Below are 11,953 nucleotides of genomic sequence, written 5' to 3' on the forward strand. Positions count from 1 at the left end.
TCAGCTTGAAGGTTTGGTCACCCTCAGGATGTAACGCTCACACAAGGCACTCTGCCCCGATCCAGTCACGGCTGGACCGGGGCTTTTTTGTGGGAGCGCGAAGGGCGCGCCACGGTCTACCGTTGCAACACCAAAATGCGCGAGAGCAACTCATCCCGATCGATGTAGCAACCCTGGAAGTGCCGCGCCCCTGAAGTGGGGTCAAAGGCATTACGTGCATGCAAGGTGCGGCGGTTGTCGAAGCACCACAGCTCCCCCGGATTCAGGCGCTTGACCACACGAAAGCGATCTTCCCGCGTCATGGCGATAAAATGTCGATACGCGCGATACAGCAGCGGCATCTGTGCAACGCTGGTCTCGAAAGGCCCGCGCAAAAAGTTGGCCATGCGAATCTCCGCCACATCCCCCAACGTATCCAGTGCAATGATCGGCGCCAGCCGGCGATAGTCGCTGTGACGGTCCTTGTTGCGGAACTCCACCGGGATTTCACACAGCGCCTGGAACGCTTCGGGATCTTCAGTACGCAGGGTATTGGCGATGGCAAATCCGTCGACAAAAATGCTCTCGCCGCCGCTGGCATCGTTCACCAGGCAATGCAGGAATTGCAGGCCCGGTTGCAGCTCCCGCGTGGGCAGATCGGTGTGCAAGGGCAGGTTGAAAGCGGTGTAGGCATTGCTGTCGGCGTCGGCCTTGGATTGCACATTGAACAGCACGCCGAAGTTGCTCTCGCGGATGAAGGCAATGCGCTTGGCGACCAATGCCAGTGAGCCGGGCTCGGTAGGAACGCCGCAGATTTGCGTCAGGCCGCCATCGCGCAGCGCCAGCAGCCATTGCAACAGCGTGTTCGGGTCCTCCATGACCGCCGAGTAGTCAAACACCGGCAGTTGGAAGCGACTGTCCCACAGCTGCGAATGGGGCTTTGCCGCACGGCGTTCGGCACGGGACTCGTCGTCATAGGCATGAGCCCGCAGCCAGCCGGGATCGTACTGGCTGCGGTGGCCGCCGCTCCATTCCACCCACAGATTACCTTGATCAAGACGGGCCGAGGCCGCCCTGAGATTGGCGTCTACGTCGACAATCTCCAGCACTTGTTCGCGGGTCACGCTGTACACGCATTCTGCACAGGGGCAGTTGTCCCGCAGCCACTGATGATGAAACGGGCTGACCCGCCCATCGGCCCAATGCACGAGGGTTTGATCGTCTAGCACCCGCACGTCCGCGATGTCGCAGATCTTCGGGTAGGTACGGAAATCGGCGACAGCGGCGGCGGTTTGCATGGTGGCTCCTTATTGCTTTTTGGGGGGCAGTCCAATCACTCGGCCGAGCAGGGCGGGGCGCGGCAGGTGGGCCTGTTCCGCACTGATCGCCGTGAGTTTTTCCAGCGTGGCCTCGGTGAACGGTGCCGAATTCGGGCCGGCCAGATCAACGTGCAGCAGCATCTGCTCGTTGCCCGCCAGTTCCTTTTCATCTCCCACTAGATGCAGGCTGTGATAGAGGTGCAGGCGCTTGGCATCAAAGGCGATCAGTTGGGTATGCACCTCCACGTCGGCACCCAGTTTCACTTCGTGCAGGTAGTTGAGGTGCAGTTCCAGGGTGAACAGCGAATGGCCGCTGGCTTCGCGGTTTTCACTGTCCAGGCCGAGGGTGTCCATCAGCGCGTCGGTGGCGTAGCTGAAGATCAGCAGGTAGAACGCATCGCGCAGGTGGCCGTTGTAGTCCACCCAGTCGGGGTGGACCTGGGTGGTGTAGGTGGTGAGTGCGGGCATGTCAGGGTTCCGTTATTCGGCGAAGGTCATGCCGTGCTTGGCCTTGGTGGTTTTCACCGCTTCCAGCACCGCCAGCAGGCAATCATCACGATAGCGCTCCAGCGCCGAAATGCTGTGTTTGCCCAGTTGATCGCTGGTGCCGTCGACTACATCGTCGATCAGCTTGTCGGTCAGCTCCGGCGCCGGCAGGTAGGTCCATGGCAATTGCAGCGCCGGGCCGAACTGCGCCATGAAGTGGCGCATGCCGGCGTCGCCGCCGGCCAGGGTGTAGGTCAAGAAGGTACCCATGAACGACCAGCGCAAGCCCGCGCCAAAGCGGATCGCGTCGTCGATTTCGCCGGTGGTGGCGACGCCGTCATTGACCAGGTGCAGGGCCTCACGCCACAGCGCCTCGAGCAGGCGGTCGGCGATAAAGCCTGGGACCTCCTTGCGCACGTGCAGGGGGCGCATGCCGAGGGATTCATACACCTTGATCGCGGCTTGAACGGCTTCCGGCGCGGTGTTCTTGCCGCCGACCACTTCCACCAGCGGCAGCAGGTAAACCGGGTTGAACGGGTGGCCGACCACGCAGCGCTCAGGGTGGGTCGAACCCTCGTAGAACTCGCTCGGCAACAGGCCGGACGTGCTCGAGCCAATCAACGCATTCGGTTTGGCCGCGGCGCTGATCTTGCTGTGCAGGTCGAGTTTCAGTTCCAGGCGTTCCGGGGCGCTTTCCTGGATGAAGTCGGCGTCTTTCACGCATTCTTCAATGGTGGCGACAAAGCGCAGGCGATCCTGGGACGCCCCCGGCGCCAGGCCTTGTTTTTCCAGAGCGCCCCAGGCGTTGGCGACGCGTTTGCGCAGTGCGGCTTCGGCACCGGGCGCCGGGTCCCAGGCGACGACATCCAGGCCATGGGCCAAGGCGCGGGATACCCAGCCGCTGCCGATGACACCGCTGCCCAAGGCGGCGAAGGTTTTGATTTCGGTGATAAAGCTCATGGCAAATTCCTAAAATAGTGGTGGCTGCAATCAACCGCGCTTGGTCAAACCCATCTTGATTCGGCCCTCGGCCGGGGTCATGACCCGTGCACCCAGGCGGCTGAGAATTTCACTGGCGCGCTCCACCAACTGGCCGTTGGTGGCGAGTACGCCTTTGTCCAGCCACAGGTTGTCTTCCAGGCCGACCCGCACGTTGCCGCCCAGCAGCACCGCTTGCGCCGCCATCGGCATTTGCATGCGGCCGATGCCGAAGCCGGCCCACACGGCGTCGGCGGGCAGGTTGTCGACCATGGCTTTCATGGTGGTGGTGTCTGCCGGTGCGCCCCATGGGATGCCCAGGCACAGTTGGAACAGTGGGTTGTCGAGCAGGCCTTCCTTGATCATCTGCTTGGCGAACCACAGGTGACCGGTGTCGAAGATTTCCAGCTCAGGCTTCACGCCCAGTTCCTGGATGCGCTTGGCGCCGGCCCGCAGTTGCGCCGGGGTGGAGACGTAAATAGTGTCGCCATCGCCAAAGTTCAGCGTGCCGCAGTCCAGGGTGCAGATTTCCGGCAGCAACTCTTCGACGTGAGCCAGGCGGGTCAACGGGCCGACCAGGTCGGTGTTGGGGCCGAACTCCATCGGGTTCTCGCCGCCACCGATCTCCAGGTCGCCGCCCATGCCGGCGGTGAGGTTGACGATGATGTCGATGTCAGCCTCACGGATGCGCTCCATCACTTCGCGGTACAGGGCGACGTCGCGGCTGAACTTGCCGGTTTCAGGGTCGCGCACATGGCAGTGCACAACGGTGGCGCCGGCCTTGGCAGCTTCCACGGCGGCGGCGGCGATTTGTTTGGGGGTGACCGGCACGTGTGGGCTGCGGCTGGTCGTGTCGCCAGCACCGGTGAGTGCGCAGGTGATGATGACGTCGTGGTTCATTTGGCGGTTCCTTACAGGCGTGGTGGTGCCGTTCGCAGCCCGGTTGAGCTGCGAAACGGTGGTTCAGAAAAGGTTATTTGCTGGTCAGTTGCAGGTTGGCCGCGGCCGGCTTGCCGTCGAAGGTAGTCACACCTTCCAGCCAGCGCGCCTGGTCTTGCGGGTGATCCTTGAGCCACTGCTTGGCGGACTCGATGGCGTCCTTGTGATCCAGCAACGGCTGCATCATCCGGCTCTCGTCGGCGGCGGTGAAGGTCAGGTTGGTCAGCAGTTTGTGCACGTTGGGGCACTGCTCGGCGTAGTTCGGCGCGGTGACGCTCCACACGGTGGCCATGCCTTCGTTCGGGCCCAGGGCGTCGTCGCTGCCGGTGAGGTAGGTCATGGCGACGTTGACGTTCATCGGGTGCGGCGCCCAGCCGAAGAACACCACGGCTTCCTTGCGGCGCACCGCCCGGTCGACGGCGGCGAGCATGCCGGCTTCACTGGATTCCACCAGCTGGAACTTGCCCAGGCCGAACTGGTTCTTGGTAATCATCGCCTTGATTTGGGTGTTGGCGCCCGAGCCTGGCTCGATGCCGTAGATCTTGCCGCCCAGTTCTTTTTCGAACTTGGCGATGTCGGCGAAGGTTTTCAGGCCCTTGTCCGCCAGGTAAGTCGGCACGGCGAGGGTGGCGCGCGCGTCTTCCAGGCTGGGCTTGTCGAGGACTTTGACTTGCTTGGCGTCGACGAACGGTGTGATGGTCTGGGTCATCAGCGGGTTCCAGTACCCCAGGAACAAGTCCAAGCGCTGGTCGCGGATGCCGGCGAAGATGATTTGCTGGGAGGCGCTGGTCTGTTTGGTCTTGTAGCCGAGGCCGTCGAGCAACACTTGGGTCATGGCGCTGGTGGCGATTACGTCGGTCCAGTTCACCACGCCCATGCGCACGTTCTGGCAAGATGCCGCGTCGGCAGCCAGTACGTTCGTGCTCAAGATGGCGCTGGCGCTGAGTGCAAGCACACAGCGGCTGATCAGTCGGTTCATGGTGGATCCCTCGGCAGGTCGTTATTGTGGGGGCCGGTGTCTTTGTGCACCGTGGAGCCAAGTTACGTAGCTTTGGGGGCGACAAAACGCACGGCGGCGACCAGCTCTTGCACTGCAGCGACCTGCCCCCTTGAATCCACCCGAGAACGGGAGTATCACAGTGCCACGCTGCCCGTCCGACGAGAGCGCCACCATGTCCCAGGATTTCTACTTTCTGCTGATGCCGGGCTTCTCGGCCATCGGCTTTATCTCCGCGCTGGAACCGCTGCGGGTGGCCAATCGCTTTCGTGGCGAGCTGTACCACTGGCATGTGTTGAGTGCCGATGGCGGCGCGGTGCTGGCGAGCAATGGCATGTCGGTCAACGCCGACGCCGCGCTGGAGCCGCTGAAAAAAGGCGCGACTTTGCTGGTGGTCGCGGGCTTTGAGCCGCTGCAGTTCGCCACGCCCGCACTCGAACACTGGTTGCGCCGTCTTGACCACGATGGCGTGACCCTCGGCGCCATCGACACCGGTGCCTGCGTCCTCGCCGAAGCCGGCCTGCTCGACGGCCACCGCCTGACCCTGCACTGGGAAGCCATCGACGCCTTCAAGGAATCTTATCCACAGCTCACCGTGACCCAGGAGCTGTTCGAGATCGACCGTCGTCGCATCACCTGCGCTGGCGGCACAGCGTCCATCGACCTGATGCTCGACCTGATCGCCCAGGCCCACGGCCCCGAACTGGCGATCCAGGTCTCCGAACAATTCGTGCTCGGCCGCATCCGCCCACGCAAAGACCACCAGCGCATGCAGATCGCCACACGCTACGGCATCAACAACAAGAAGTTGGTGCAGGTGATCGGCGAGATGGAGCAGCACACTGAGCCGCCCCTGAGCACATTGGCCCTGGCCGAGGCGATCAAAGTGACACGTCGCCAACTGGAGCGACTGTTCCGTCTGCACCTGAACGACACCCCCAGTAACTTCTACCTCGGCCTGCGCTTGGAAAAAGCCCGGCAGCTCTTACGTCAAAGCGACATGAGTGTGCTGGAAGTGAGTATTGCCTGCGGGTTTGAGTCGCCGTCGTATTTCACCCGCAGTTATCGGGCACGGTTTGCCAAGTGTCCACGGGAGGATCGGCGACGAGAGGTTGTTTGACGGCCAATTATAGTCAATTATACTTGCGACTATAATTTATAGTCATTTCCATAATTGAGTATAAAACCATGTCCAAGCACAGCGGCTTTGTATTCCGCCGTCCTACGCTGGCAACCAGTATTGCCGATGGTCTGGTGGGGGCCGGTATCCAGGATTTCACCTCTGGCCTATTTCTCGCGGCGCCGCGTCGCACGGGCAAAAGTACTTTTTTGCGCGAAGACCTGATCCCGGAGTGTCAGCTTCGCGGGTGGCTGGCGGTGTACGTCGATCTGTGGGCTGACAAAGAAAAAGACCCCGCGGAGTTGATTGCAAACGCCATTGCCGCAGCGCTGGTGCCCTATGAAAAGGGCATTCGCAAGCTCGCCAAGAACCTTGGGATCGAGAAACTGAGCTTTCTGCGCACGCTGTCCTGGGACTTCAGCAAGCCTCAATTGCCCGTCGGCGCGACGTTGACCCAGGCCTTGGAACTGCTGCATCACGCGGCGGAAAAAACCGTCGTCCTGGTGATTGATGAGGCGCAGCACGCCTTGACCAGCGATTCAGGCATCAATGCGATGTTTGCGCTGAAGGCCGCCCGGGACCAACTCAACCAAGGGCGTGACGAGGACGGCAGCGGTTTGCATCTGGTGTTCACCGGCTCCAATCGTGACAAGTTGGCCCATTTGGTTCTGGGTAAAAGCCAACCATTCTTCGGCTCCAGCATCACGCCGTTTCCGCTGCTGGGTAAGGCGTTCACACAAGCCTATACCGCGCACCTCAATGCGCACTTGGCGAAAACCAACCAATTCAGCGCGGACGATATTGATGAGGCTTTTGAGCTGGTTGGCCGTCGCCCCGAGATGCTGCGTACCATCATTGGAGAAGTGGCGCTGGAGTTGGGCGAGGCGAGCAATTTGGGTCAACTGCTGCACAGCCGCGCCGAACTGTTGCGCGCAGGTGTGTGGACCGAATTCGAAAGCGCCTGGAACACGCTCACTATTCCCCAGCGTGCCGTGCTGGAGGTGATGGTGGAGCGCTCGCAAACGAACGAACCGTTCGCGCCGTTCACCGACAGCACCCTCACGGCGGTCAGCAAAGCGCTGGAAGACATGGGCAGCGATGTGGTGCCAGGTACCCAGACGATTCAGGCTTGCATCGATGCCCTGCGTGACAAGGAACTGGTGTGGAAGTCGAGCCGGGGAGGGTATGCCCTAGAGGACAAGACCTTTGGTGACTGGTTGCGGCAAAAACGCAAAAACGCCACAACACTGTAGGAGCCGGCTTGCCGGCGATGGCGTCCAGTCAGCCCTGTATCTGTTGGCTGACACACCTCTATCGCCGGCAGCCGGCTCCTACAAGGGTTGTGTGTGGCTTATTTCTTTAACAGGGCCGAGCACGCCGCTTTGTAGGCTTCGTGTTGGTACTTATTCAGCGTCGCTGGCAGATCAAAGTTGTGCTTCTTGTTCTGCGCATTGATGGTCTGCGGCGACAGCAGCGTCACTTCAACACCGTCCAGCAACTGAAACACCCCTTCAATCTTGAACGTGGTCGGGCCACCGGCGAATTCACCTTTCTTGCTGCGCTTCTTGATGGCGATACGGGTGATGCCGTTTTCCTGCACAAACGCCTTCACTTGAGCGGCGAAGGCTTTGACGTTGGCCGCTTCATCGTCGTCTTCAAGGGCGATTTTCTTGGTGGCCAGGGCAACGTGGCTTAACGCCTGGTTGTCCAGGAGGGCGACGGCGATGATGGCTTCGCTGCCTTTGATTTCGATGCCGCAAATAGTCATGAATAGCCTTGGTTCAGAGAAAAGTGGCGGTGATTGTCGTTTATTCCTGCCCGATCGACTCCAAAAACTCCGACCGCTCATCACTCATTCGTGCCAGACAATCATTCTGCGCAATCGCATACGCCTTGGTGCCGTTCACCGCCGGGAAGGTGTCCACGGCGCAATCGGCATCCCGTAATTTTTCCCACTTCTGCTGGGCATCCTTCAGACGAGCGGTAATGTCCGCCAGCTTGGTCTTGTCGCTGCCATAGGTCGAAGCCATGCGTTCCAGCAGACCTTGATAGTTGTCCTTGAGCAGTTGTTCGGCGGTGGTTTTGTTGTAAGAGGCGCATTCCAGCGTTTGCTTGTCGTTTTCAATGCCGTCGCACGGCGTGCTGTCGGTGTCTTCGGCCGCGTGGACGCCGGTTGCGATGAGTGCCAAAGCCAGGAAAATCGATTTCATTGCGCCGTCTCATATCAGGTGATGCGGGAATTCTGGCTCAAGCGTAAGACAAAGAACAGTCGCCAGTCAGACGCGTCATAGCAGCCTTTGTCGCGGATTGACGCTTTCGGCAATTCCCCTGTCGTTTTTGCACCCGGCTCTGTCGGCCCCTGGGCATATGCTGGCCCCAAAGCGCCGGCAGACGATTCGGCGCATGAATCGCCAATAAGGGGACGCCTGATGAGCCCAGCCGAATTGCACGCCGACAGCATCGTTATCGACGGGCTGATTATTGCCAAGTGGAACCGCGACCTGTTCGAGGACATGCGCAAAGGCGGTCTCACTGCCGCCAACTGCACCGTGTCGGTGTGGGAAGGGTTCCAGGCCACCATCAACAATATCGTGGCCAGCCAGACCCTGATCCGTGAAAACAGCGACCTGGTGATCCCGGTGAAAACCACCGCCGACATCCGCCGTGCCAAGGAACAAGGCAAGACCGGCATCATCTTCGGCTTCCAGAACGCCCATGCCTTTGAAGACCAGCTCGGCTATGTCGAGATCTTCAAGCAACTCGGCGTCGGTGTGGTGCAGATGTGCTACAACACCCAGAACCTGGTCGGCACCGGTTGCTACGAGCGCGACGGCGGCCTGTCGGGTTTCGGCCGTGAAATCGTTGCTGAGATGAACCGCGTCGGCATCATGTGCGACCTGTCCCATGTCGGTTCCAAGACTTCCGAAGAAGTCATCCTCGAATCGAAAAAGCCTGTGTGCTACTCCCACTGCCTGCCGTCCGGCCTTAAAGAGCACCCGCGCAACAAGTCCGATGAAGAACTCAAGTTCATTGCCGACCACGGTGGTTTTGTTGGCGTGACCATGTTCGCGCCGTTCCTGGCCAAGGGCATCGATTCGACCATCGACGACTATGCCGAAGCCATCGAATACACCATGAACATCGTCGGCGAAGACGCTATCGGCATCGGCACTGACTTCACTCAGGGCCATGGCCAGGATTTCTTCGAAATGCTGACCCATGACAAGGGCTACGCCCGCCGCCTGACCAGCTTCGGCAAGATCATCAACCCGCTGGGCATCCGCACCGTGGGCGAGTTCCCCAACCTCACCGAGACCCTGCTCAAGCGCGGCCACCCCGAGCGCGTGGTACGCAAGATCATGGGCGAAAACTGGGTCAACGTCTTGAAAGACGTCTGGGGCGAATAAGCCACCGCCAACGCATCTTTTCCCCCCGGCCGTTCGCGCCGGGGGCATTAACAAGAATTTTTCTGGAGTTAAGTTTCCATGGCCAAGATCGCCCCGCAATTGCCTATCGAAGTCGACAGCGAAACCGGTGTCTGGACCTCCGACGCCCTGCCGATGCTGTACGTGCCGCGCCATTTCTTCGTCAACAACCACATCGGTATCGAAGAAGTGCTGGGCGCCGATGCCTACGCCGAAATCCTCTATAAGGCTGGCTACAAGTCCGCCTGGCACTGGTGTGAAAAAGAAGCCGAATGCCACGGCCTGGAAGGCGTCGCGGTGTTCGAGCACTACATGAAGCGCCTGTCGCAACGCGGCTGGGGCCTGTTCAAGATCCAGGACATCGACCTCGACAAGGGCACCTGCAGCGTCAAGCTGGAACACTCCGCGTTTGTGTACGTGTACGGCAAGGTTGGGCGCAAAGTCGACTACATGTTCACTGGCTGGTTTGCCGGCGCCATGGACCAGATTCTGCAAGCCCGCGGCAGCCAGATCCGCACTGTCGCCGAACAAGTCTACGGAGGCTCCGAAGAGGGCCACGATGACGGCCTGTTCACCGTCAAGCCGTTGTAAGCCGAGGACCGTGCCATGGCTTTCGAAGCAATGTTCCAGCCGATCCAGATCGGCAAACTGACCATCCGCAACCGCGTGCTCAGCACCGCCCACGCCGAGGTCTACGCGACCGACGGCGGCATGACCACTGACCGCTATGTGAAGTACTACGAAGAGAAAGCCAAGGGCGGCATCGGCCTGGCGATCTGCGGCGGTTCCTCGGTTGTGGCTATCGACAGCCCGCAGGAATGGTGGAGTTCGGTCAACCTGTCCACCGACCGCATCATCCCGCACTTCCAGAACCTGGCCGACGCCATGCACAAGCATGGCGCCAAGATCATGATCCAGATTACCCACATGGGCCGTCGCTCGCGTTGGGACGGCTTCAACTGGCCGACGCTGATGTCGCCGTCCGGCGTGCGTGAGCCGGTGCACCGTGCGACCTGCAAGACCATCGAGCCGGAAGAAATCTGGCGCGTGATCGGTAATTACGCCAGCGCCGCCAAACGCGCCAAGGCTGGCGGCCTGGACGGTGTGGAACTGTCCGCCGTGCACCAGCACATGATCGACCAGTTCTGGAGCCCGCGGGTCAACAAGCGTACTGACGAGTGGGGCGGCACCTTCGAAGGCCGCATGAAGTTCGGCCTGGAAGTATTGAAAGCCGTACGCGCCGAGGTCGGTGACGACTTCTGCGTAGGCATGCGCCTGTGCGGTGACGAGTTCCACCCGGACGGCCTGTCCCATGAGGACATGAAGCAGATCGCCAAGTATTACGACGACACCGGCATGCTGGACTTCATCGGCGTGGTGGGCTCGGGTTGCGACACGCACAACACCCTGGCCAACGTGATCCCCAACATGAGTTATCCACCGGAGCCGTTCCTGCACTTGGCGGCCGGCATCAAGGAAGTGGTCAAGGTTCCGGTGCTGCACGCGCAGAACATCAAGGACCCGAACCAGGCCACGCGCATTCTGGAAGGCGGTTATGTGGACATGGTCGGCATGACCCGTGCGCACATCGCCGACCCGCACTTGATCGCCAAGATCAAGATGGGCCAGATCGACCAGATCAAGCAGTGCGTCGGCGCCAACTATTGCATCGACCGCCAGTACCAGGGCCTGGATGTGTTGTGCATCCAGAACGCCGCGACCTCCCGTGAATACATGGGTGTGCCACACATCATCGAAAAAACCACCGGCGTCAAACGCAAGGTTGTGGTGGTCGGTGCCGGCCCGGCCGGGATGGAGGCTGCACGCGTGGCGGCCGAGCGCGGCCACGACGTGACCTTGTTCGAAAAGAAAGAGTTTATTGGCGGGCAGATCACCACGGCGTCCAAAGCGCCGCAGCGTGACCAGATCGCCGGTATCACCCGCTGGTACCAGCTGGAACTGGCGCGGTTGAAGGTCGACCTGCGTTTGGGCGTGGCCGCTGATGCCGACACTATCCTGGACGTGCGTCCGGATGTAGTGGTGCTGGCGGTGGGCGGGCATCCGAACGTTGAGCAGAACGAACACTGGGGCGCGGCCGAAGGCTTGGTCGTCAGCAGTTGGGACGTGCTCGACGGCAAAGTCGCGCCGGGCAAGAACGTGCTGGTGTACGACACCATCTGCGAATTCACCGGCATGTCGGTGGCGGATTTCCTCGCGGACAAAGGCAGCCAGGTTGAGATCGTCACTGACGACATCAAGCCGGGCGTGGCCATCGGTGGTACGTCGTTCCCGACCTACTACCGCAGCATGTACCCGAAAGAAGTGATCATGACCGGCGACATGATGCTGGAAAAGGTCTACCGCGAAGGCGACAAGCTGGTGGCGGTGCTGGAGAACGAATACACCGGCGCCAAAGAGGAGCGGGTGGTGGACCAGGTGGTCGTCGAAAACGGCGTGCGCCCGGATGAGGCCATCTACTACGCACTCAAAGAGGGCTCGCGCAACAAGGGCCAGATCGACGTCGAAGCCTTGTTCGCGATCAAGCCGCAGCCCTGCCTGAGCGAGGCGGGGGATGGGTACTTGCTGTTCCGCATTGGTGACTGTGTGGCGCAGCGTAATACCCATGCTGCGATCTATGACGCCCTGCGCCTTTGCAAGGATTTCTGAGCCAGCCTTGAACCAATGTGTACTCGGTCAAAAATGTGGGAGC

12 protein-coding genes are annotated in these 11,953 nt (G+C 60.7%); 5 read left to right on the plus strand and 7 right to left on the minus strand.

The features are described 5' to 3' along the window. Positions 1-116 precede the first annotated feature (116 nt). From HX793_RS17640 to HX793_RS17660, 5 genes are all read right to left on the minus strand, one after another. Positions 117-1,277, minus strand: a complete 1,161-nt coding sequence (locus HX793_RS17640) for a gamma-butyrobetaine dioxygenase (protein WP_177094317.1) — start codon at positions 1,275-1,277, stop codon at positions 117-119. 9 nt (positions 1,278-1,286) lie between these two features. After that, positions 1,287-1,766, minus strand: a complete 480-nt coding sequence (locus HX793_RS17645) for a thioesterase family protein (protein ID WP_177059235.1) — start codon at positions 1,764-1,766, stop codon at positions 1,287-1,289. Positions 1,767-1,778: 12 nt separating this feature from the next. After that, a complete protein-coding gene (locus HX793_RS17650) occupies positions 1,779-2,744 on the minus strand; it encodes an L-carnitine dehydrogenase (RefSeq protein WP_078050496.1) in 966 nt (321 codons plus the stop codon). A gap of 30 nt (positions 2,745-2,774) precedes the next feature. Next, positions 2,775-3,662 carry a 3-dehydrocarnitine:acetyl-CoA trimethylamine transferase CdhC gene (gene cdhC, locus HX793_RS17655; RefSeq protein ID WP_033898035.1) on the minus strand — a complete coding sequence of 296 codons (888 nt, stop codon included), beginning with the start codon at positions 3,660-3,662 and terminating at the stop codon, positions 2,775-2,777. Between the two features lie 73 nt (positions 3,663-3,735). Further along, positions 3,736-4,680 carry a choline ABC transporter substrate-binding protein gene (locus HX793_RS17660; RefSeq protein ID WP_177059237.1) on the minus strand — a complete coding sequence of 315 codons (945 nt, stop codon included), beginning with the start codon at positions 4,678-4,680 and terminating at the stop codon, positions 3,736-3,738. Positions 4,681-4,873: 193 nt separating this feature from the next. On the opposite strand from HX793_RS17660, the gene HX793_RS17665 reads away from it, so the two are divergent. Continuing rightward, positions 4,874-5,818 carry a GlxA family transcriptional regulator gene (locus tag HX793_RS17665; protein WP_177094319.1) on the plus strand — a complete coding sequence of 315 codons (945 nt, stop codon included), beginning with the start codon at positions 4,874-4,876 and terminating at the stop codon, positions 5,816-5,818. A gap of 68 nt (positions 5,819-5,886) precedes the next feature. Continuing rightward, positions 5,887-7,071: an AAA family ATPase gene (locus HX793_RS17670; protein ID WP_177094321.1), complete on the plus strand. Its 1,185-nt coding sequence runs from the start codon at positions 5,887-5,889 to the stop codon at positions 7,069-7,071. A 98-nt stretch (positions 7,072-7,169) separates the two neighbouring features. Here HX793_RS17670 and HX793_RS17675 read toward each other — a convergent pair whose 3' ends face one another. Beyond that, a complete protein-coding gene (locus HX793_RS17675) occupies positions 7,170-7,586 on the minus strand; it encodes a DUF3010 family protein (protein WP_177094323.1) in 417 nt (138 codons plus the stop codon). Positions 7,587-7,626: 40 nt separating this feature from the next. Continuing rightward, entirely contained in the window at positions 7,627-8,028 is a 402-nt protein-coding gene (locus tag HX793_RS17680; RefSeq protein ID WP_016977792.1) for a lysozyme inhibitor LprI family protein, read from the minus strand. Between the two features lie 219 nt (positions 8,029-8,247). On the opposite strand from HX793_RS17680, the gene HX793_RS17685 reads away from it, so the two are divergent. From HX793_RS17685 to dgcA, 3 genes are all read left to right on the plus strand, one after another. Further along, positions 8,248-9,225 (plus strand): dipeptidase, encoded by a 978-nt coding sequence (locus HX793_RS17685; RefSeq protein WP_005792153.1) that lies wholly within the window; start codon positions 8,248-8,250, stop codon positions 9,223-9,225. A gap of 78 nt (positions 9,226-9,303) precedes the next feature. Beyond that, the gene (locus tag HX793_RS17690) at positions 9,304-9,834 is read left to right on the plus strand and encodes a DUF5943 domain-containing protein (protein ID WP_033898043.1); all 531 of its coding nucleotides are present in this window, start codon (positions 9,304-9,306) and stop codon (positions 9,832-9,834) included. Between the two features lie 15 nt (positions 9,835-9,849). After that, on the plus strand, positions 9,850-11,910 hold the full coding sequence (gene dgcA / locus HX793_RS17695) for a dimethylglycine demethylation protein DgcA (protein ID WP_016977794.1): 2,061 nt from the start codon (positions 9,850-9,852) through the stop codon (positions 11,908-11,910). Positions 11,911-11,953 lie beyond the last annotated feature (43 nt).

Origin of the sequence: Pseudomonas reactans (assembly GCF_013387025.1) — a bacterium.
Classification (GTDB): Bacteria; Pseudomonadota; Gammaproteobacteria; order Pseudomonadales; family Pseudomonadaceae; genus Aquipseudomonas; species Aquipseudomonas reactans.

Bases quoted from the DNA above. Each gene is read 5' to 3' on its own strand.
- HX793_RS17645 (WP_177059235.1), bottom strand. From the start codon at position 1,766: ATGCCCGCACTCACCACCTACACCACCCAGGTCCACCCCGACTGGGTG.
- HX793_RS17660 (WP_177059237.1), bottom strand. From the start codon at position 4,680: ATGAACCGACTGATCAGCCGCTGTGTGCTTGCACTCAGCGCCAGCGCC.
- dgcA (WP_016977794.1), top strand. From the start codon at position 9,850: ATGGCTTTCGAAGCAATGTTCCAGCCGATCCAGATCGGCAAACTGACC.
- HX793_RS17640 (WP_177094317.1), bottom strand. From the start codon at position 1,277: ATGCAAACCGCCGCCGCTGTCGCCGATTTCCGTACCTACCCGAAGATC.
- HX793_RS17685 (WP_005792153.1), top strand. From the start codon at position 8,248: ATGAGCCCAGCCGAATTGCACGCCGACAGCATCGTTATCGACGGGCTG.
- HX793_RS17650 (WP_078050496.1), bottom strand. From the start codon at position 2,744: ATGAGCTTTATCACCGAAATCAAAACCTTCGCCGCCTTGGGCAGCGGT.
- cdhC (WP_033898035.1), bottom strand. From the start codon at position 3,662: ATGAACCACGACGTCATCATCACCTGCGCACTCACCGGTGCTGGCGAC.
- HX793_RS17665 (WP_177094319.1), top strand. From the start codon at position 4,874: ATGTCCCAGGATTTCTACTTTCTGCTGATGCCGGGCTTCTCGGCCATC.
- HX793_RS17675 (WP_177094323.1), bottom strand. From the start codon at position 7,586: ATGACTATTTGCGGCATCGAAATCAAAGGCAGCGAAGCCATCATCGCC.
- HX793_RS17690 (WP_033898043.1), top strand. From the start codon at position 9,304: ATGGCCAAGATCGCCCCGCAATTGCCTATCGAAGTCGACAGCGAAACC.
- HX793_RS17670 (WP_177094321.1), top strand. From the start codon at position 5,887: ATGTCCAAGCACAGCGGCTTTGTATTCCGCCGTCCTACGCTGGCAACC.
- HX793_RS17680 (WP_016977792.1), bottom strand. From the start codon at position 8,028: ATGAAATCGATTTTCCTGGCTTTGGCACTCATCGCAACCGGCGTCCAC.